Genomic DNA, 19,864 nt, shown 5'->3' on the forward strand with positions numbered 1-19,864 from the left:
TTTCAATTTATAGGATGATTAAAGAAATGATGGATGAAGGAGGTGGGGAAGATATTGTCTCCAAATACTACATTTTTATACTTTTTACTGCTGCTTTTTTCTATTTTAATTGTTATGGGAGTACTGGTTCCCTGGCTCGCCCGCAAGTGGTATGTCAGGCGAAACAGCCATCCGAGGAAGCGAAGGCACGCCAATGATACTCATCGGAAATTGACATTTGGAGTCGTCACAGTAAGTATTTTCGTATCGCTGTTTGCGAATGTTCTGCAGCTGCTTCCTGCCTTGCCGGGTTTAACCCTGCTGCTTGGCTGCTTATTCATTTATGTCACAGGGAGCACGTATTTATGGAAGAAAGAGAGCAGCAATAAAGACGATTACCGCTATGAGCTGTTGGTGAACGTGGGAGCAGTGATCGGGGGCGGCCTGCTTATACTGGTATGGGCCGTATTCATATTTTGAGGGAACAGCTTACATATATTGCTCAGCAGTAATCACCAGTAAAGGAGAGTACGTATGGTTACCATTTTATTGCTCTGTATAGTGCTTGGAGGGATTGGGCTATGGATTCACGGCCGAAAGAAAAGCTCACGAATGACAGGGTTTACCGGAGGCCTGGGAGTGGCCGCGCCGCTGCTGTATGCCGCCGGGGTCGGGCTGCTGTTACCGTTCGCCCCGCTGCTGGCGCTTGGTGCTGCATATTGGATGGTAGAGAGCACAAACAACAGATAAAATTTTCGCAATTGAGCATGAAGGGTCTGGAAGGGCGAGCTTTATAGAAAGGAGGCAGTTATTATGATAGAGAAGCTCGCTTACACCTTTTGCTGGCTATTGCTGGTGGCCGGGTTTTCTTTTTACACGCCGTGGGTGCCTTTTGGATGGTCCATCTACGAGGGCGGGATTGGCTTATTCATACTAATTGTTATTAATTTCTGTTTGTTTGGCCTCTTTGCCTGCACGCTGGCTCTGGCTTTACAAAACAGACTGCTGGTTATGCTCAGCATCCTGCTTTTGCTGATGCCGTTTATTACCGTCGGCGTCTGGATGCTGCGGTAGGTATCTGATTAATCACCTAGTTTACTGTATAAAAAATGTAATTAATCCTTTTACTGACTGAATTTTTCCATTTTTTATAGGTTGCGGATGTTTTTCAAGTGTGCGTTGTTGAAATCATCAACAGACCTGTGAGAGTATATAAAAATACTAAGCAGCAATCCTCCTTAGCCGGCAAATTATACCAGTAAATTCCCTGTCTGCCACTGGATAAGTACGCAATCATAATTATCATGTTTAGCAATATTCACAAGGGGTTATATATAAAGATATTAAAATGAGCAGACAGTGGGGCTGAAAGACGGAGGAAAATTAAGCAGGCGCACATAATCAAAATATAACTACGGGAGGAAGCAGAGAAGGCGTTACACAGAAAGGTAACGGAAAACAAGGAAGCATGCGAATCGTGCTGCAGCTTTGTCCTATTGAAAGGGGTATTTTTTATGCAGGAGCAATGCGAAAATATCACGCTGGACGACATTATGTTAACGTGTGACGGATACTTACATGTAGTAATGGAGGGGGAGCGGTCGCTGCACTTAAAGGACAATGACGGCTTTCGTTACTACTACGATAAGAAAACCCAATGGATTTACGCGGAAAACGGCAGAGGCGGCTGGAATTTCCTTAGCGTTGTTGAAAAACCACAAACCGCTTCACATAGAAGCAATCTGCTTGAACGGGTGAAGCTGAGGCTCAAAAAGTGGAAATGGGCTTTTGATAATTAATAAAAACTGAGCGCCGCACTAATGAAGATTTATGACAGACAGGCAGAGGTTTCCTTTTTGGGAGCCTCTGCTTTTTATATGCCCAAAAAAGCGGCCCCCGTTTTGGAGGCCGCTTCCGGAAAAGCAGTGTTATTTCATTGCCTGCTGCATGGCGTCAAATACTTCTGTATTCTGTAAATTTCCGGAGAAGGCTTCTTCGCCCGGTCCTTCAGCGTACACGGTAATATCCAAAGCCGTATGGTCGTTACTCGTCCAGTCAATGCCGGTGCGTTCGCTTAACACGTGGTTAAAGCCGCTTTCAAGCGTTTCGGCTTCTTCCACTGTCGTTTGTTCCCCGTCGATCATCGTCATGCCGGTATGTTCTTCAAATACTTCGGCGGGGGTCTTATCGCCGAGAAGGACCTGCTCCTGCATGGCCGCACCGGTTGCTTCCACGTCCTTTTGCTTCATATTAAGAAGCTTTCGGCTGCCGGATTTCAATTAAACGAATATTTGACTGTTTAACCAAAGAAGCATAGAATTCAATTAAACAAATATTTAATTGTTAAAGTGAAAGGAAGATATATATGGCTAAAACAAACGACCAGTGTGACATATATTGCTTTGATCCGGAAAAAGTGGCGCGTGTTCAGAATCAGGTGGGGCAGGTGGACGCACGCAGCGCTTCGCAGTGGTTTAAAGTGCTTGCCGATGAGACCCGGTACAAGGTAGCCTACGCACTCAGCGTCGAAGGCGAGCTCTGCGGCTGTGACCTGGCAAATATTCTGGGCACCTCGACGGCCACGGTTTCTCATCATCTGCGGATTCTGCGTCAGGCAGGTGCTGTCACCTACCGCCGCGAAGGGAAGCTGGTTTTCTATACACTCGCCGGAAATCAGATCACTCATCTGCTCGGAGGCATGGAACCGGGAATGGAGGAGAAGCCGCTTGGCATCTAAAGAGGAAACGTTTGAACGAAAAACAGCGGAGAAAGGGTGCTCCTGCTGCAGTTCGGATAGTGAGAAAGAAGACTGCTGCACGCCGGAGGAGGATCATGCAGACGAATCGGCTAATGATACTCCAGCCAACGCGTATACCTTCCAGGTGGAGGGGATGGACTGCCCGTCGTGCGCGTCCACGCTGCAAAAGGGGGTCTACCGTTTACCGGGCGTCCAGGAGGCGAAGGTGCAGTACGCGACCGGCAGTATGCAGGTGTCCACCGACGGGACGCTGGCTCCGGCAATGATCAAGCAAACGGTGCAGCGGCTCGGGTATAATACAGAGCTGCCGGCAGCGGATACCGGGGAAGCCTATAACATTTACGGGATGGACTGCGGCTCCTGCGCCGCGACTGTCAGCAAACACTTTGCGCAGCTCGACGGCGTGCGGGACGTCCAGGTGCAGTTCGCGACGGGGAAGATGACGCTCGACCACGAGCTGTCGCAGGAAAGGGTGAAAGGGGAGGTCCGCCGGCTCGGGTTTGAAGCGGCTCCGGTCACGGAGCGTCGTTCTTCCTCCAGCCAGCCGGAAACTTCCCCGCTCCGCGGAATGACGAACACGATCATTTCCGGTGTGCTTCTGCTGGCCGGTATTGCCAGTTCGCTGACACCGGCTCCGGCGATCATTTCCATCATTCTGTATCTTTCCGTCATTGTCGTCGGAGGCTATAAGCCGGCGAAAAGTGCCTATTTTGCCATTAAAAGCCGGTCGCTTGATATGAACGTGCTCATGATGGGAGCTGCAATCGGGGCTCCGCTCATCGGGGAGTATTTTGAAGGGGCGCTGGTCGTCTGGCTGTTTGCACTCGGCAACGCGCTGCAGCAGTATTCGGTTGCTAAAACGCGCAAATCGATCAGCCATCTGATGGACCTGGCTCCGGCGGAAGCCTGGGTGAAGGCAGGAGACACATGGGTCCGGCGTCCGGTGGAGGACGTCGGCCTCGGACAGACGATGCTCATTAAGCCGGGAGAAAAAATTCCTCTGGACGGTACGATTCGCGAAGGAAATTCGATGGTCGACCAGTCGCCGATCACCGGGGAATCGCTCCCGATCGATAAAGCATCCGGAGATAAAGTATATGCCGGCACGCTGAATGACTTCGGCAGCCTGGAGGTTGAAGTGACCGCGCGTCCGGAGGACACCACGCTTGCGCGGATCATTCATTTAGTGGAAGAGGCGCAGGGACAGCAGGCACCGACCCAGAGCTTCGTGGACCGGTTTGCGGCTGTGTACACCCCGATTGTTTTTGCCGCTGCGATCGCGGTGATTGTCGTACCGCCGGTAATTGGTATTGGCGGCTGGGCGGACTGGGTGTACCGGGGACTGGCGCTTTTAGTCGTGGCCTGCCCGTGTGCGCTCGTCATTTCGACCCCTGTCGCAATCGTGTCGGCTATCGGCAATGCGGCCAAGCAGGGTGTACTGATTAAAGGCGGAGCCTTTCTCGAGGCGGCCGGCACCCTGAACGCCCTGGCCTTTGATAAAACCGGAACACTCACGGAAGGCAAGCCCGTCGTGGAAAAAGTATACGCGGCAGACGGCGATGCGGACCGGCTGCTTTCGATTGCGTCGACCCTGGAGGCGTACTCCAACCACCCAATCGCCCGCGCGATTACGGCGCATGCCGGGGAACAGAACGTATCGTCTTTTGAAGGGGTGAACTTCTATGCGGAGCCCGGCAAAGGCGTATCAGGCACAATCGAGGGCAAAGCGTACGCTGCCGGAAAGCCCGAATGGCTGGAGGAGCAAGGCGTCGAGCTGAAACACGTCGAAGAAGAAATCCAACAGCTGCAAAACGAAGGCATGACCGTCGTTTTGATCGGAGACGGAGAGAGCGTTTTGGGCTACGTAGGCGTCGCCGACAAAATCCGGCCGGTGTCTTCGGAAGCGGTACAATCGCTTCACAAAAACGGCATCCGTGAATTGACCGTCCTCACCGGAGACAATGAAGGCACGGCCGCAAAAATTGCGGGTCAGGCGAACATTGACCGGTACATGGCCGGGCTGCTTCCGGAGGACAAGGCAAAAGCAGTACGCACTCTACAGCAGGAAGGCCGCCGGGTCGGCATGGTCGGCGACGGCATTAACGACGCGCCGGCGCTTGCCACCGCCGATATTGGCATCGCCATGGGAGGAGCCGGGGCAGACACGTCGATGGAAGCCGCCGACATCGTTCTGATGGCGGACAATCTCGAAAAGCTGCCGTATACGATCCGGCTCAGCCGCAAGGCGCTGCGCATCATTAAGCAGAACATCTGGTTTGCCGTACTGATAAAAGTGGCCGCACTGGCGCTGATCGTGCCGGACATGTTAACGCTATGGATGGCGGTATTGAGTGACACCGGAGCGGCACTCCTTGTAGTCGCAAACAGCCTGAGGCTGTTCCGGCTGCGTGGATAGCTGGCAGCAATATAATTTTAAAAGCCAGGCGGGCGCCCGCCTGGCTTTTACTGTTTACTGATGTAACGCCTGCTCGAGGCTTTCAATGTTATCCTCCATTAAAGAGACGTAGGTGGCGTCATTTTCAATATCTTCTTCCATCACGGTGGAGAGGTTATGCAGGTAGGCAACATCCGCGCCAATTTCCTCCCGCACAGTTTCGGCTGTTTTCGATGGGATGTTTTGCTCGAGGAGCACCGTGTGAATATCATTTTCCTCCGCCGTGGCCACAATATCATTGATTTCCTGCACGGAAGGCTCATCCTGGGCGTTAATGCCGCTGACTGGGATTTGTTCAAAGCCGTACCGCTCCTCCCAGTAGCCGTAAGCTGCATGAGAGACTATGAATTGGTTTTGATCGCTGTCTTCGGCAACATCTGCGAATCCCTGGTCAATTTCTTCAAGGTCGGACACGAGTGCCTGGTAATTTTCCTCGAATGTTTCTTCCTGATCCGGCATTTGTTCCACTAATTCGTTTTTAATACTTTCAGCAGCCTCCTGGGCACGGACCGGATCGAGCCATACGTGAGGGTCCACGCCGCCGTGGCTGTGGCCTTTTTCGTCATGGCCGTGATCGTGGCCTTCTTCCTCGTGGCTGGGATCGTGCTCCTCCGATGTTTCCAGAAGGTCCATATTATTTGTCAGCTCCAGTACTTCCACATGTTCGCCGTCTACCGTACTTTTCGCTTCATCAGCGAAGCCTTCCATACCACTGCCGGTCATAATAAACATGTCACCCTCAGCGATATTGGTCAGGGTCTGGGGCGTCGGGTCAAAGGAGTGGGCGTTGGAGCCGGGCGGAACGACGTTTTCCACATTCACGTAATCGCCGCCGATTTGTTTCGTGAAATCCTCCCAGGCAAACAGTGTGGTGTAGACGTCCAGCTTTTCGTTTTGCTTCTGCTGATCTTCATTACTGTCACCGGAGGCGTTTTGCTGAGTATTGTTACTTGTGCTGCAGGCCTGGAGCATGAGAGCGCCGGCCACGATCGAGGCGCCTAAAGCAGCTTGTTTTTTCATCGTATTCGTTCCTTTCGTAAGAAGCATGCTGTTGGAGGCGGGATTAATGCGCAATCATTTCATGAGTAATTTCTTCGCCGTCCATGTCTGACGGATAGTAGGTTGGCCAGTTTTCCACTTCCTCGAGCAGTTCGCCGTTGTCATCGCCCCAGTAGAGGTGATAGTGGCCGGCATCGGTCGGATTGATATCGTGGTCGCTGAATTGAATGTACTGCGGCATGCCTCCGTCTCCTTCATCAAGTTCAAAGATGTAGCGGACCCCGCGGTTGCCTGCTTCATATTCTAAAATTTCATGGCCGCCCGAAACGTATTCGCCGTTCATTTCTTCCCCGTCCTTAACAAAGGTAACGGTGCCATCCTCTTCAATGGAAATTTCACTTACGTCAGTCTGGTAGCCTTCCTCGTAGTATTCCTTATATTCGTCTTCCGACATTTCTTCGTCTTCCTCCGCCTTATGGGCGAACACTTCATCGAGCGTGCCGTCTTCCAAATAAGGATAAACAGACTGCCAGTCACCGGTCCAATCGGAAAGAGGGCGATCTTCTACTTCATCATTATAGAAAAAGCCGTTATAAATGCGCTCGGATTCGGCGTCCTGGCCATGGCTGTGATCGTGGCTGTCACTTTCTTCATCATGGCTGTGGTTGTGCTCATGCTCCTCGCTGCCATCACTGCCTGCGTCCTCATCGTCGCTCTGTTCCTGTTCATTGCTTTGGGATTCTTCGTCCGAATGCTCCTGATTCTGCTCCTCGGATTCCGAACCATTTTCGCTTCCCGAGCCTTCGTCAGAGGCGTTGCCGCATCCTGTAATAATCATTGCGCTGACCGTGAGGGCACTTAGCCCTTTTATTGGAAATCTTTTCATGAATACCACTCCTTGCAGTTAATCGTAGTCATTACGATTTATTGGTTAAAAATATACAAACTATATGAACACATGCCGGGCTTCCTGCTGAATGCAGGCAGCTGCCGTACGGGCTCCGGAAATGTTCCGGGCGGTGGGCCCAATCGCAAAGTCGGCAAGCGGTCCGCTCACGTACAGTCCTTCAGCCCATGCGAGCGAATGCGAAGCAAGCGCCGGGTAACCGCAGGGGGTGAGCGGCAGCCGGCACGAATCGATAAGCCGGGCGAGAAGGGGACTGCGGGACGGATGGTACTGGTCGCCGGTAGCGCAAAGAATGGCACGGGCTTCCCATGTCGTTTTTTCTCCGTGAATAAGCCAGTTCGCCGTGCCGGGGGCGACGCTTTGAACTGCTTCCTGTTTCACCTCAAGGTGTCCAAGGTTTTGCTCCCGCCGGACCTGCCGGTAAAGGTTTTTCGTAATCGATCCCGTCCGGCGGGCCCGGCTGATGACGTTTCTTCGTTCGGAAAATGTTGAAACCCGCCTGCACAGTTGTTTGTATTTGCCGCCCATCCATTCGGGGGCAGAATCATATTCCCATACGCGGAGCGGGTGGCGGATAGCGAGCGTAACCTGGGACGGATAACGGCGCCCAAGCTCCAGAGCAGTCTGCACGCCGCTCATCCCGCCGCCGATAACGGTGGCGGGATGAGCAACGGATGAGAACTCCTGCTTTTGATGAAGGTGAAAAGCACGTTGATCACCGTTAGAAGGAAGCCAAGACGGTAGCTGGCAGTGCTCTTTCGTTCCCGTCGCAAGCACCACTTGTCTCGTGAAGAAGATTCCCTGATCGGTTTCGATTCGCCACCCATCCGCACAGCGGTCTATGTGGAAAGCGGAGGCCTGTTCGAAACAGGGCATAAGGTTCATCTCATCCAGTACTTTCGCACAATGACGGCGAAAGAGGGGGACCGAGGGCTTTCTGCTTGTACCGGAAAAATGATTCAAATCATAATCATTACGTTTTGCGAAGCGAAATAAATCCCTGGCATCGGGATGCAGGTGATGAACGCCAGGCGAGCGCAGGTATTTCATGCCTACCCGTTCGGTCAGCCTGTCCCAGGCCGAAAGCGGCTTGGCCTCGGAATCAATCAGCAATAGTTTTTTGTCGCGTGTCAAAGAGGGATCGGCATATGCCAGATGGGCGGCCGTCGTACATCCGTGGATGCCGGCACCGATAATGAGCCATTCAAGCATGAGGGTGTTCGTCCCCGGCATGTACATGATCGGGTGGAGAAACGAGCCAGGGGAAAGGATCATGAAAGGTGCTTTCGTCCAACTGCTGTTCCTCTTCAGTCAACAGGCACGCCGTCAGCTCCCGGGTTACCTTCTGCTGATCCAGATGCTGGCCGATAATCACCAGCTCGGTGGACTTGTCACCGACTGCCGGGTCCCAATTGGCTTTTAACTCCGGCTGTTCGCCGAGCATGCGCTGCTGCTCGCCGGAAGGGAGAGAGGATACCCAGTACGACACCGGCTCAAGCTGTATGGACGTGCCGGCCTGCGAAAGCAAAAGCGCTGTATCATTGCGGGTGACGCACCAGATAATGCCCTTTGCCCGGATCACCTGCTGAGGGAAGGCTTCCAGATACTCCATCAGCCGACCCGAATGAAAGGGAAGGCGGCTACGGAAAATGAAAGAAGAAATATGGTACTCCTCCGTTTCCGGCTCATGCACCTGGTCGAGCTCCTGCAGCCAGCCCGGGGCCTGGAGAGCTTCATCAAATGAAAATTTTCCTGTTCCGAGCACCGTGGAAGAATCCACGCGGCCATACGCCGTTTCAATGATGTCTGCTTTCGGCTGAAGCGCCCGCAGCATGCTTGTTAAATGCTGGATCTGCTCCCGGGTAAGCAGGTCTGTTTTGTTTAAAATCAGCACATCGCAAAACTCGATCTGCTCAATCAGCAGGTCGGCAATTTCGCGCTCATCATCGTCTCCCGCACTTTGCTTGCGCTCCTGCAGCGTTTCGCCCGACGTGTAATCGGCCCAAAAGCGGGCTGCATCGACCATCGTCACCATCGTGTCGAGCCGGCAGCTGCCGGTAAGGTCGATCCCCGACGCCTCGTCCTGATATGTAAACGTCTGGGCAACCGGAATAGGCTCACTGATGCCGGTGGATTCGATCAAAATGTAATCCGCGCCGCCGCGCTCAGCAATCCGCTGGACTTCCTGAAGCAGGTCATCCCGAAGTGTGCAGCAGATGCAGCCGTTCGACATTTCCACCAGATTTTCCTCTGTGCGGGAAAGAGAGCTGCCGCGTTCAATCAGATCGGCATCGATATTGATTTCGCTCATGTCGTTGACGATCACAGCCACCTTCCAGTCGGACTGTTCGTGAAGCAGGTGATTCAGCAGGGTCGTTTTGCCTGAGCCCAAATATCCGCTCAGTACAGTCACCGGGATGGTTGAAGACATGGTTGACTCCTCCTTGTGTAAAATGTAAATCGTAATTATTACGATTTGTATGCTTCACTTACTCTATAAAATATTTTTTCTGCTGTCAACGGCTGTTTATGTATTTTTTTACAGAAGCTTATCAGCTCAAAAAGAAAAAATCCCTGTACAAAAGGGATTTTCGGAAGCTGTTCACGAATCAATTTTTTATCATGCAAGGAGATTTACAGGTCGGACTCATGATGGTTCCGCACCACCAAAACATCACAGGAAGCCCGGCGGACAATGCTTTCAGACACGCTGCCGAGGATGAACCGCTGCGTGCGTCCCATTCCCGAAGCCCCGGCGACAATCAGATCCGTCTGATATTTACCGGAAGCATCGCTCGGGATGACTGTTTTTGGCGTGCCGTATTCGACGGAGTAGTGCACGGATTGGAGCCCGTGGTTTTCTGCGCCGCCTAACGTCTGATATTCCTGAAGCAGTTCATTGGCCCGTTCTTTATACTCGCTGACGAGGTCTTCGGTGTAGGGCTCGAGCGATGAGAGGGACCGGGTATTCAGCACGTAGATGATCTGCGTCCGGCTCTGGTTTTTTTTGGCCATGTTCAGCCCGGCATAAAAGGCGCTTTTAGACACATCCGAGCCGTCGACGGCGATTAACACCGAATGGTAGACGGCTGCGACATCGCTGTTTTTAACGACCCAGACGTCGCAGGAGGCGCGCCGGACGATACCGGCAGACACGCTGCCGAACCGCTTTTTATCAGAAGTGCCGGCACCGGAGCCGCCGGTAATTACCAGGTCCGGCTGAAACGACTTTGCAATGTCCCCGGCAATGATCGTTTTTGGAATGCCTTCCTTAATAAAGATGCGTACATTCTGAATCCCTGCGTTTTCGGCTGTTTCCTTCCCCTCAGTGATGATGGCGCTTCCCTGCTTATTCAGGGCATGAAGCATCAGATCCGGGTACTGCTTCCGCAGTTCTTTAATGCCGTGGTAATCCACGATATGGCAGAGGGCGAGCGTACTGTCATAAGCCAGGGCAGTCTCAATGCCTTTGGCGAGGGCAGCTTTCGATTCATCCGAGCCGTCGAGCGCGACGAGTATCCGCCGGTAAGGGAGGGGCATATGGCTTCTTCCTTTCTTAAATCCAGCATTTGTGAATCGATGGAAAGGCCTGCTTATTTTTCGTCCCTGTCGTCACACATTTTGCGAAAGGTGGTGTAAAGAATGTAAAGGTAGGACGTGAGGGCAGTGGCCTGCACCAGCCGAAGCTCTGAGCGGAGAGGACGTGCGTACTTAACACCGGTCCATAAACCAATTGAAAATAAGCAGATCTTCAACACGCCAAAATCTACAACGGAATACATGCGGGCAGCCTTGTGTACACGTTCGATCAACTGTTTCATTACGATCCTCCATCTTAAATGTAGTAAGAAACAAAAGCGCTTGCCAGATTACATGAGGGGGAAATGCTCTGAGGCTAAATAGTACGTAATCAATTTTTCATCTGCCGTGTACGAAGGGCAGGAGGAAAGTGGGACGGATTCAATCGCCACCACGTGCATGACCAGCTTCCGGAAACGAATTTCCTCCCCCAATTCGAAGCTGACCTCTGTGTAGTGCTCGAGAAAAAGTTCCTCCTGCAATTCCATGGCGCTGCCGATAAACCACAGTTTATTCGGCTGCTCCGTGTTTGCTGCAAGGTGGACAAACCGGACGAGAGAGTGCCGTTCTGCCTGAAAAGGCTCACCCGGATATTTTTGTTCCGAGACATTCATTTAACCTACTCCTTCCGGTAGTTAATTAGCGGCCTGAACCAGCCAGTTCAGAAAATATGTAGAAGATAAACAGTAATAAAAGCCGGGGCCTTAATACCTCTGTAATTACCAGTATACACTTAAAATAGGCAATTGCATCGTTAAAAAGTCATTAAACAATTACTCACGACTAAATGCATATAAATAATATTTATTTTACCAGAATTAAGCTTTAATATAGAAGGGCATTTCATCGAAAAAACACTCGTACGAAAGAAAATCACAAGCAGTTACGGTCCGGGCGGGGCTCAAATGATTTAATTTCCGTGTAAAAATAATAACAGATGATAGTTGAAGGAATAATTTACCAGTAGTATTCTTGCTTTAAAGCGAAAGAATAAATGGAAAGAGGTGAGATGATGCCATCTGAAGCAGCATTCAGTTTAAGAATACTGATCCTGGCCGTGGTCGTAACGATTGCCTTCATTGCTGCGATTTACTGGCTGAGCCGGAAATGGTACATCAAGCGCAACGGCTGCGAGAGAAAGAAAAGCTGCGCCAGCAGGAGGCACCTTATTATCCGGTACATCTTCTCCGGTTTGTTTTTAGCAGGAACCTTTCTGGTAAACGCCTTCCAGGATTTTTTTGAGCCTTCCATCTTTATTGTCTTTTTGTTGTTTTACGCGGTGTATACGCTAATAAGCGTGCATATGTGGAAGCAGGAAAGCGATAATCCCGATGATTACCGGTATGAATGGTTCGTGCAGGGCGGGACGCTGGTCGTTGCCATCATTGGCCTTACTGCGACAATGCTGGCGCTGGAATATGTATAAAGACTTACCGGAGAAAATAAAAAGAAAGCCCGGCTGCGGCAGTCCCGCAGAGACTTTCCTGTCGAAAAGGTAATGAAACATCAGAAAACGGCTATCGTTAAGTTGCAAAAAAAAGCTGCCGGCTCAGCCGGCAGCTTCTTCGTTGACGTAGCGGATGTATTTGGTGAGCGTCAGCATGGACTGCAGCCCGAGCCGGTCCATCAGTTCTTCCGGTGACACGCCGCTTTCGAGCTCACGCACGATGTAGCTGTTGCGGAAATGGGTGGCGGAGATGGCCCGTTCGATGCCGGCGCGCTTGCGTTCCTCGCGGATCATTTTCTGGATGGCTACTTCGGTTAAATTTTTCGGCTGGTCGTTTTCATAGCTCCAGCGGTACGTCTGGCGCTGAAAGTCAAAAGCCACAAACAGCGGCTCTCCGTCAAAGGACGGCCGTACCGCCTGCGGGATGACATCGAGGTAATAGTACAGCTGCTTCTGCAGCTCCTTCGTCAGCTTGAGCGTCCGCGGGTTGCCCTCGGTAATGTCGAGCTCCCCGCGGGTCAGGTGCAGGTGCTCAATCCGGATCGAGGCGAGCTCATGCATGCGGAGCCCGTAGTCGTAAAACAGCTTTAGGATCACGATGTTTCGCGGGGCGAGCATCGGGCGCACGGCCTGCTGCTTGTCCGACAGTCCGGAATCGGACTCCAGCGTGTCCATGAGCCGCTTCATTTCCTTCGGGGCAATCAGCTCTTCTTCCTTTAACACGTTCCAGACGCTGTCATCGACCGGAAGCTCCGCCATCGGGTTGGAGGCGATCCGTTTCGTGTCGCGAAGAAAACGGAAGTAGCGGACGAGCACGGTCTGGATGCGCTTCAGCGTCCGGAGCTGGTAGTGGCGCTCCTCGGCCAGAATATGAAAATAGGTGGTAATGTCGTCGGGAGTGACGGCCGCCTCCTCGCCGTCGAGCACCACATCGATAAACCGGTGAAAGTCGGCGAGGTCGTATTCGTAGCGCTTCAGGGTGCTCGGCTTGCGCCCCCGGGACTGCAGGAAGGAAAGAAAGGCCTGCATGCCGTCCGGAAGGAGCTCGGGTTGCAAATTCATCATCATTCCTCCTGCTTTGGCTGTCGATTAAGCATCGCGGCTTGTTTGTTTGGCACTTAACCCATATTATAGTATGTAGAGGACAGGAAAAACAGGAGGATCTAAACTATTGCAGGATTTTGAGAACCAACAGGTAGATAAAGAACGGGTGGTACTGGTTGCCGTCCACAAGGATGATACCGATGAAGCGACGTTTGAAGCGTCCCTCACCGAGCTCGAACAGCTGGTGGAAACAGCAGGGGGGACGGTCACGGCTGTCCTGACGCAGAACCGGCGTTCGCTCGATTCGAAGACGTACGTCGGCAAAGGCAAGCTTGAGGAAGCAGTGGCGACCGCCGAAGAGCAGGAAGCGGATCTTTTGATCTTTAACGATGAGCTCTCGCCGGGCCAGATTTCCACGATTACCAACCAGACCGGATTGTATATCATTGACCGCACGCAGCTGATACTCGATATTTTCGCCGGCCGTGCAGCTTCAAATGAAGGGAAAATGCAGGTCGAGCTTGCGCAGCTGAACTACATGCTGCCGCGCATCCGCGGGCAGGGCGAATCGCTCTCCCGGCTCGGCGGCGGGATCGGCACACGTGGTCCGGGGGAGACGAAGCTTGAGACCGACCGGCGTCACATCCAGAAGCGGATGGACGACGTGCGCAGCAAGCTCAAGCAGGTGAAAAACCGCCGCGAGCAGTACCGTGAACGGCGCAAGGAAAAGAACGTGCTGCAGTTTGCGCTCGTCGGCTACACGAACGCCGGCAAATCGACGATTTTAAACGCGCTCACCGAAGCGGATACGCTCGAAGAGAACGCGCTGTTTGCCACGCTTGACCCGCTGACGCGCCGGGTGGAGCTGCCGTCCGGCCTGGAAGTGCTCGTCACTGATACGGTCGGGTTTATTCAGGACCTGCCGACGGCACTGATTGCGGCGTTCCAGGCAACCCTGGAGGAAGTAAAGGAAGCCGACGTGCTGCTTCATGTGATTGACGGCTCGCACCCGAGGGCTGCCGAGCAGGCCGCCACGGTGCGCCGGCTGTTAAAGGAGCTCGAAGCAAGCCACATTCCGGCGCTTACGGTCGTTAACAAGCGCGACGCCGTTGAAGACGAGCCGGTCGTAGCGGCAGACAAGCCGTCGATTTCCATTTCGGCCCGCAAGGACGAGGACGTGGAGCTGTTGCGGGAGTCGATGGAGAACGTGCTGCTCGAGCAGCTTGAGCCGTACGACGTTGAAATTCCGCTTGCCGATGGCCACGTGATGCAGCGGTTCAAGCATGAAACCGTGGTGCGCGAGGAAACGCTCGATGAAGAAAATGAAAGCTGGATTTTGTCCGGATATGTGCAGAGCGACCAGGCGATCCACCGGGAAATCAAGCAGTATGCCAAAGGAGATGCCGGGGCCAAATGACACGCGAGATGATGGAACAAAAGCAGCTGCAGCAGGCCGAGCGCCGGATTGCCCCGCAGCTCGAAGCAATTGCGGAGCGCGAGCTTGTGAACCAGCAGCGGGTGCTTGATATTTTCCGGAAGCACAACGTGTCGGCGTTTCATTTTCAGCACTCCACCGGCTACGGCTATGACGACACCGGACGCGAGGTGCTGGACCGGGTGTACGCCGATGTGTTCGGCACCGAGGCGGCTGTCGTGCGCCAGCAGTTTATTTCCGGGACGCACGCGATCAGCACGGCGCTGTTTGCGGCGCTCCGACCGGGCGGCCGGCTTTTGTATGCGACCGGTACGCCGTATGACACGCTGAACACGGTCATCGGTCTCGACGGCAGCGAAGCGGGAACGATGAATGAATGGGGCATCGGCTGCGACGTGGTGCCGCTCGCCGGCGGGCATGTGGATATGGACGCTGTGCACGAGGCGGTTACGCCGGACACGCAGGTGATTGCGTTTCAGCGCTCGCGCGGCTATGACGATCGTCCGTCGATCGGCCTCGAAGAAATGAAGGGGTACATGGCGGAGCTCAAAGCGGCGTATCCGAACGTCGTCCTGTTTGTGGACAACTGCTACGGGGAATTCGTGGAAACCACCGAGCCGGGTCATATCGGAGCGGACCTGATGGCGGGCTCGCTCATTAAAAACCCGGGCGGCGGCATCACCCGCACCGGCGGCTACATTGCCGGCCGAAGCGACTTGATTGAAAAGGCAGGGGCAAGCTTTGCCGCGCCGGGGATCGGTCTTGAAGGCGGCGCGACGCTTGGCATGCTCCAGGAAATGTTTCAGGGGCTGTTTCTGGCGCCGCACGTTGTGGCGGAAGCCCATAAAGGGGCGGTGCTGACCGCGGCGCTGATGGAGGACGCCGGCCTGCAGGCATCCCCGGCCTCCGGGGAGGAGCGGACCGATCTGATCCAGTCCGTGCAGTTTGGCGACCGGGACAAGATGATCCGGTTCTGCCAGGCGGTGCAGCAGTATTCTCCGGTCGACTCCGGCGTAATGCCGCAGCCGAGTGCGATGCCCGGCTACAGCGATGAAGTGATCATGGCTGCCGGTGCGTTCATCCAGGGCTCAAGCATCGAGCTTTCCGCGGACGGACCGATCCGTCCGCCTTATACAGCCTTCGTGCAGGGCGGATTAACGTACGCGCACGTGAAAATTGCCGTAAGCGAAGCGTTAAAAGCGATACAATAACCGACAGACAGGCAGGTCCTCCGGGAGAGGGCCTGTTTTTTCTGTACAATTGGCTGGAAATAGGCGAAAATAGAAAAAAACAATAAGTTCTGAAAATTTTGATGTAAAAATAGCTTACATGAACTTGACGGAAAAGCTTACATATTGTAGGATGTACTTAGTTTCAATGAAAGGGGGCGTAACGCATGAATGATCATGTACGCCGGAATACCCCTTTATTTCCGATTGGTATCGTCCAGAAACTGACGGAGCTCACCCCAAGGCAGATTCGCTACTACGAAGAACACGGCCTGGTGTTTCCGACACGGACCGAAGGCAACCAGCGGTTGTTTTCCTTCCGCGACGTGGACCGTCTGCTTGAAATCAAAGCGATGATGGAGCGGGGCGTAAACCTTTCAGGCATCAAGGAAATCTATGAGTTAAAAACGTATTCAGAGGAACCGAAGCAGCCAAGTGCACCGAGAAGTCATGATATGACTGACCGTGAACTGCGCAAGCACCTCCGCAAGGAAGTGATGATGGCAGGCAAATATTCGCGTCCGTCCATGATTCAGGGACAGCTGTCGCGGTTTTTCGACTAACAGCAGGATTAACTTTTTCCCGGCTGCGGCCGGGGGAAAGATCTAATAATTCACTATTCCAGTTTTAGAGAGGAGTCACAATTAACATGGCAAACACGAAAAAAGACATTTTAAAGTTTGCAGAAGAGGAAAACGTTAAGTTCATCCGTCTTCAGTTTACTGACTTGCAAGGAATTATTAAAAACGTAGAGATTCCGGTGGACCAGCTTCATAAAGCACTGGACAACCTTATGATGTTCGACGGTTCTTCCATCGAAGGATTTGTGCGTATTGAAGAATCCGATATGTACCTCTATCCGGATCTTGATACGTGGATCGTCTTCCCATGGACGCCGGAAAAAGGCAAAGTCGCACGTTTAATTTGTGACATATATGAGCCGGGCAAGCCTGGCGAAGAGCCAACGCCATTTGAGGGTGACCCTCGCGGTATTTTGAAGCGTGTACTTAAAGACGCAGAGAAATTAGGCTTCTCCGCCTTCAATATTGGACCGGAGCCTGAATTCTTCCTTTTCAAAAACGATGAAAAAGGCGAGCCGACCACAACCTTGAACGACAAAGGCGGTTACTTTGACCTTGCGCCGACAGACCTCGGTGAAAACTGCCGCCGCGACATCGTGCTTGAGCTTGAAGACATGGGATTTGAAATCGAAGCTTCCCACCACGAAGTGGCGCCGGGGCAGCACGAAATCGACTTCAAATACGCAGACGCTATCACAGCCTGCGACAACATCCAGACGTTTAAGCTCGTTGTTAAAACAATCGCGCGTAAGCACGGCCTGCACGCAACCTTTATGCCGAAGCCATTGTTCGGTGTAAACGGCTCCGGTATGCACTGCAACATGTCCCTGTTCAAAGGCAAAGAGAACGCCTTCTACGACAAGAAGACCGATTCTCAGCTGAGCACAACGGCTATGCAGTTCTTAGCAGGTACACTCGAGCACGCGAAGGCGTTCACGGCGCTGACGAACCCAATCGTCAACTCCTACAAGCGTCTTGTGCCAGGCTACGAAGCACCAGTATACGTAGCATGGTCCCTGCGTAACCGCAGCCCGCTCGTACGTATTCCGTCTTCCCGCGGTATGAGCACGCGTATTGAAACGCGCAGCCCGGACCCATCCGCGAACCCGTATCTTGCCATCGCAGCAATGCTTGCTTCCGGCCTGGACGGCGTTAAGCGGAAACTTGAGGCTCCAGAGCCGACAGACCGCAACATCTACGTGATGGAAAAAGCAGAACGCGAAGAACTCGGCATCGAGGACCTTCCAGCAGACTTGAACGAAGCGCTTCAGCACCTGCTGAACGACGAAGTTCTTGTCAACGCCATTGGCCCGCACGCCATCGAGCACTTCGCCGAAGCAAAAGAAATCGAGTGGGACATGTTCCGCAGCCAGGTACACCCTTGGGAACGCGAACAGTTCTTGTCCACGTACTAAAATGGAGAAAACCCTTCAGCCACAATGGCTGGAGGGTTTTTTGTGTTTTATATTAGAACTTGAGTGCGCTTCATTTTAGGGGTGCGCCCCTGATTCGCCCCTAACTAAAGAGAATCTACATCAAAAATACGTTTGGTGGATGCTTCGTATTTTTTCATATAATATCTTCATCCACGCACGAGACCGGCGCATTAAACTGAATATCTACCTGGAAGGCTTCCATGATCCGCCGATACGACGGCTTCCTTGTTAAATCCCCATACCGATATAACGCTTGTACAAACTCTTCCAGTGCCGAGTATTGATACATCACGCTCACCCCTATATCTCTATATTCGCCCTGTTATAAGAACGTATGTTCTGTCTTTGGTTGTAAGAAAACCCTGCTGGAAAGCAGGGTACATTTGTTAGTCCGTGACTTCGATCTCTTCATCAATGTCCTCGGCCCCGTCTACAGGTTCAAATGTTTCTTCGCTGAATGGTGCGTCGGTCGTGAATCGGATCGATTCAATGGCGTCTGCTTCTGCATCCGGAAGCAGGAAGTACACATAGCCTTCTTTTTCCGTTTCCGCTAAAAACTCCGTGCCAAACGAATTACTCATGAACATATTGGCATCCACCTGATCCCCTTCGCTCGTCGAAATGGTGGATTGATCCGGGTAAAAAGAAATATCTTCCTCCGATGTATTCTCTGCGGTCACACGGACCTGCACGTAGGTAATGTCTGCCGGCATCTCTAAGATTTGCTGATAGTCCGTGCTCAGGGTAGTATCCCAGGTGGATACTTCCGATAAGGTCATATCAATCGGGCCGGAGGACGTTTCCACATCTTCCTCTCCTACTTTGGCGAGCGTGGTCTCGCCTAATTCATTGGTGTAGGTTTCCCCAATATTTTCCCGCAGATTCTCCGTGCTGGTCCCATCACTAGATCCATCGGCCGGCGCTTCTTCGGCGTCAGCACCTTCCTCTTCGGCTTCTGCTTCCTCCTGGCTCGCTTCTTCCTCTTCCAGGGCTTGCTCACGTTCTTCTAATTCCTGTTCCTGTTGTTCGAGTTCTTCTTGAGTCGGTTCGTCATCATTACTTTCTTTATTAGAAGAATCATTGCTTTCTTCGCTCGAACCACTTTCTTCGGAAGACGCTTCTTCATTCCCAGATGATTCGTCAGAACTGCAAGCAGATGTAACAAGAACAGCTGTCGCAACCCCCGTCGCCAGCAAATACTTTATCATGGAATATCCCCCTTTATATGTAAATGAATGAACCTTTTTCATTTTACCAACACATAGTCCTAGAAACAATTACGTGCAAAATTTTTATTATGTATTTTCCGTTCTAAAGTAATAGGAAATATTGTATTTATTTTGTCAGGTGGGGTTGGCGCATGGTGTTAGGAAAGCCTTTTGTGCATAAGTGTAAAAATACTTGAAAGCAAAAGTTCTAGCGTAAAGGGGCTGGGTGGATGCATTACGAACCAGGTACAAGGGTGTTTAGCGAAGAGCGGCAAGTAGGGGCGTGGTGATGTTTCAGACGATGCACAAAGGACCGGAGATGTAATACTGCAAGTTTACGCCGCTCCGGTCTGGCTGGCATCACTTCAGCGATATATGGGAACCGGGCGAGTTGTTTGCGTATAGCTGGGATCGGCACAAGGCAGGGCAGATTTAAGGAGGGGAATCTATGGAACGATTCGGGAGTATACTCGGCGGAATACTGATCGCCATAATTTTTACGGTGCTTTTGGCGATTGTGGCTGGTTTAGGATGGAACGCGATTCAGTGGGCGTGGAGCTAAAACACAGACAAAGGGGCGGTTTCATGGGCGAACGCATGAAAGAAATTCACTGGGATAAAGTCACAGGGCAACTAAATTTTGATATACTTAGGACAGAAGAACCAGTCGTCCTGGTGGTGTCGGAGGGGCGCGTTCGTTGCGCTCCTTTGCCTGCGCATGGGGAGACCAAGATTGTAACGCACCAGGGGAAAGTGAAGCGGGTGAAATGGGATGAGGGGGAAGAGTTCTGAATGGATTTAGAGGGT

At 52.4% G+C, this 19,864-nt stretch carries 23 protein-coding genes; 12 read left to right on the forward strand and 11 right to left on the reverse strand.

All coding sequences use genetic code 11. The features are described from left to right. Nucleotides 1-54: 54 nt before the first annotated feature. From BLV22_RS14780 to BLV22_RS02185, 4 genes are all read left to right on the forward strand, one after another. Nucleotides 55-459, forward strand: a complete 405-nt coding sequence (locus tag BLV22_RS14780; RefSeq protein WP_143030943.1) for a hypothetical protein — start codon at nucleotides 55-57, stop codon at nucleotides 457-459. 54 nt (nucleotides 460-513) lie between these two features. Next, complete coding sequence (locus BLV22_RS02175; protein WP_091610669.1) at nucleotides 514-729, forward strand: hypothetical protein; 216 nt, start codon at nucleotides 514-516, stop codon at nucleotides 727-729. A gap of 63 nt (nucleotides 730-792) precedes the next feature. Continuing rightward, complete coding sequence (locus BLV22_RS02180; RefSeq protein WP_091610672.1) at nucleotides 793-1,053, forward strand: hypothetical protein; 261 nt, start codon at nucleotides 793-795, stop codon at nucleotides 1,051-1,053. A 440-nt stretch (nucleotides 1,054-1,493) separates the two neighbouring features. Next, nucleotides 1,494-1,778 carry a hypothetical protein gene (locus BLV22_RS02185; RefSeq protein WP_091610674.1) on the forward strand — a complete coding sequence of 95 codons (285 nt, stop codon included), beginning with the start codon at nucleotides 1,494-1,496 and terminating at the stop codon, nucleotides 1,776-1,778. A gap of 129 nt (nucleotides 1,779-1,907) precedes the next feature. Here BLV22_RS02185 and BLV22_RS02190 read toward each other — a convergent pair whose 3' ends face one another. Continuing rightward, the gene (locus BLV22_RS02190; RefSeq protein WP_091610677.1) at nucleotides 1,908-2,228 is read right to left on the reverse strand and encodes an alkaline phosphatase; all 321 of its coding nucleotides are present in this window, start codon (nucleotides 2,226-2,228) and stop codon (nucleotides 1,908-1,910) included. A 116-nt stretch (nucleotides 2,229-2,344) separates the two neighbouring features. Here BLV22_RS02190 and BLV22_RS02195 point away from each other — a divergent pair, with 116 nt between their 5' ends. Both BLV22_RS02195 and BLV22_RS02200 read left to right on the forward strand, forming a co-directional pair. Further along, complete coding sequence (locus BLV22_RS02195) at nucleotides 2,345-2,716, forward strand: ArsR/SmtB family transcription factor (RefSeq protein ID WP_091610680.1); 372 nt, start codon at nucleotides 2,345-2,347, stop codon at nucleotides 2,714-2,716. After that, entirely contained in the window at nucleotides 2,706-5,153 is a 2,448-nt protein-coding gene (locus BLV22_RS02200) for a heavy metal translocating P-type ATPase (protein WP_245723993.1), read from the forward strand. Before BLV22_RS02195 ends, BLV22_RS02200 begins: the two co-directional genes overlap by 11 nt. 54 nt (nucleotides 5,154-5,207) lie before the next feature. Here the strand turns inward: BLV22_RS02200 and BLV22_RS02205 are convergent, their stop codons facing one another. The 7 genes from BLV22_RS02205 to BLV22_RS02235 form a co-directional block, all read right to left on the reverse strand. Next, nucleotides 5,208-6,212 carry a metal ABC transporter solute-binding protein, Zn/Mn family gene (locus tag BLV22_RS02205; protein WP_176967607.1) on the reverse strand — a complete coding sequence of 335 codons (1,005 nt, stop codon included), beginning with the start codon at nucleotides 6,210-6,212 and terminating at the stop codon, nucleotides 5,208-5,210. 43 nt (nucleotides 6,213-6,255) lie between these two features. After that, nucleotides 6,256-7,077, reverse strand: a complete 822-nt coding sequence (locus BLV22_RS02210) for a ZinT family metal-binding protein (RefSeq protein ID WP_091610685.1) — start codon at nucleotides 7,075-7,077, stop codon at nucleotides 6,256-6,258. 60 nt (nucleotides 7,078-7,137) lie between these two features. After that, nucleotides 7,138-8,310, reverse strand: coding sequence for an NAD(P)-binding domain-containing protein (locus BLV22_RS02215; protein ID WP_176967608.1), 1,173 nt, complete (start codon nucleotides 8,308-8,310; stop codon nucleotides 7,138-7,140). Further along, complete coding sequence (locus tag BLV22_RS02220) at nucleotides 8,303-9,529, reverse strand: GTP-binding protein (protein ID WP_091610690.1); 1,227 nt, start codon at nucleotides 9,527-9,529, stop codon at nucleotides 8,303-8,305. The genes BLV22_RS02215 and BLV22_RS02220 overlap by 8 nt, the downstream gene beginning before the upstream one ends. 203 nt (nucleotides 9,530-9,732) lie before the next feature. Next, the gene (locus BLV22_RS02225) at nucleotides 9,733-10,638 is read right to left on the reverse strand and encodes a universal stress protein (protein ID WP_091610693.1); all 906 of its coding nucleotides are present in this window, start codon (nucleotides 10,636-10,638) and stop codon (nucleotides 9,733-9,735) included. 53 nt (nucleotides 10,639-10,691) lie between these two features. Continuing rightward, complete coding sequence (locus BLV22_RS02230; protein WP_091610696.1) at nucleotides 10,692-10,919, reverse strand: hypothetical protein; 228 nt, start codon at nucleotides 10,917-10,919, stop codon at nucleotides 10,692-10,694. Nucleotides 10,920-10,967: 48 nt separating this feature from the next. Further along, complete coding sequence (locus BLV22_RS02235) at nucleotides 10,968-11,291, reverse strand: hypothetical protein (RefSeq protein WP_091610699.1); 324 nt, start codon at nucleotides 11,289-11,291, stop codon at nucleotides 10,968-10,970. A gap of 398 nt (nucleotides 11,292-11,689) precedes the next feature. Between BLV22_RS02235 and BLV22_RS02240 the strand changes: the two genes are divergently transcribed. Further along, a complete protein-coding gene (locus tag BLV22_RS02240; RefSeq protein ID WP_091610701.1) occupies nucleotides 11,690-12,103 on the forward strand; it encodes a hypothetical protein in 414 nt (137 codons plus the stop codon). Nucleotides 12,104-12,226: 123 nt separating this feature from the next. Here BLV22_RS02240 and BLV22_RS02245 read toward each other — a convergent pair whose 3' ends face one another. After that, nucleotides 12,227-13,186, reverse strand: coding sequence for a tyrosine-type recombinase/integrase (locus BLV22_RS02245; protein ID WP_176967609.1), 960 nt, complete (start codon nucleotides 13,184-13,186; stop codon nucleotides 12,227-12,229). Nucleotides 13,187-13,295: 109 nt separating this feature from the next. Here BLV22_RS02245 and hflX point away from each other — a divergent pair, with 109 nt between their 5' ends. The 4 genes from hflX to glnA all read left to right on the forward strand — a co-directional run bounded on the left by hflX (nucleotide 13,296) and on the right by glnA (nucleotide 17,828). Then, on the forward strand, nucleotides 13,296-14,585 hold the full coding sequence (hflX, locus tag BLV22_RS02250) for a GTPase HflX (RefSeq protein WP_091610706.1): 1,290 nt from the start codon (nucleotides 13,296-13,298) through the stop codon (nucleotides 14,583-14,585). Beyond that, on the forward strand, nucleotides 14,582-15,814 hold the full coding sequence (locus BLV22_RS02255) for a methionine gamma-lyase family protein (RefSeq protein ID WP_091610709.1): 1,233 nt from the start codon (nucleotides 14,582-14,584) through the stop codon (nucleotides 15,812-15,814). The genes hflX and BLV22_RS02255 overlap by 4 nt, the downstream gene beginning before the upstream one ends. 185 nt (nucleotides 15,815-15,999) lie before the next feature. Beyond that, a complete protein-coding gene (locus BLV22_RS02260) occupies nucleotides 16,000-16,395 on the forward strand; it encodes a MerR family transcriptional regulator (protein ID WP_079476415.1) in 396 nt (131 codons plus the stop codon). Between the two features lie 86 nt (nucleotides 16,396-16,481). Further along, a complete protein-coding gene (glnA, locus tag BLV22_RS02265) occupies nucleotides 16,482-17,828 on the forward strand; it encodes a type I glutamate--ammonia ligase (protein ID WP_091610712.1) in 1,347 nt (448 codons plus the stop codon). Nucleotides 17,829-17,982: 154 nt separating this feature from the next. Here the strand turns inward: glnA and BLV22_RS14930 are convergent, their stop codons facing one another. Both BLV22_RS14930 and BLV22_RS02270 read right to left on the reverse strand, forming a co-directional pair. Further along, nucleotides 17,983-18,138: a hypothetical protein gene (locus tag BLV22_RS14930; protein WP_176967610.1), complete on the reverse strand. Its 156-nt coding sequence runs from the start codon at nucleotides 18,136-18,138 to the stop codon at nucleotides 17,983-17,985. A gap of 97 nt (nucleotides 18,139-18,235) precedes the next feature. Next, complete coding sequence (locus BLV22_RS02270; protein ID WP_091610714.1) at nucleotides 18,236-19,057, reverse strand: DUF4352 domain-containing protein; 822 nt, start codon at nucleotides 19,055-19,057, stop codon at nucleotides 18,236-18,238. 585 nt (nucleotides 19,058-19,642) lie between these two features. On the opposite strand from BLV22_RS02270, the gene BLV22_RS02275 reads away from it, so the two are divergent. After that, complete coding sequence (locus BLV22_RS02275; RefSeq protein WP_091610717.1) at nucleotides 19,643-19,849, forward strand: XtrA/YqaO family protein; 207 nt, start codon at nucleotides 19,643-19,645, stop codon at nucleotides 19,847-19,849. Nucleotides 19,850-19,864: the final 15 nt, after the last annotated feature.

Origin of the sequence: Marinococcus luteus (assembly GCF_900106595.1) — a bacterium.
Lineage (GTDB): Bacteria > Bacillota > Bacilli > Bacillales > Marinococcaceae > Marinococcus > Marinococcus luteus.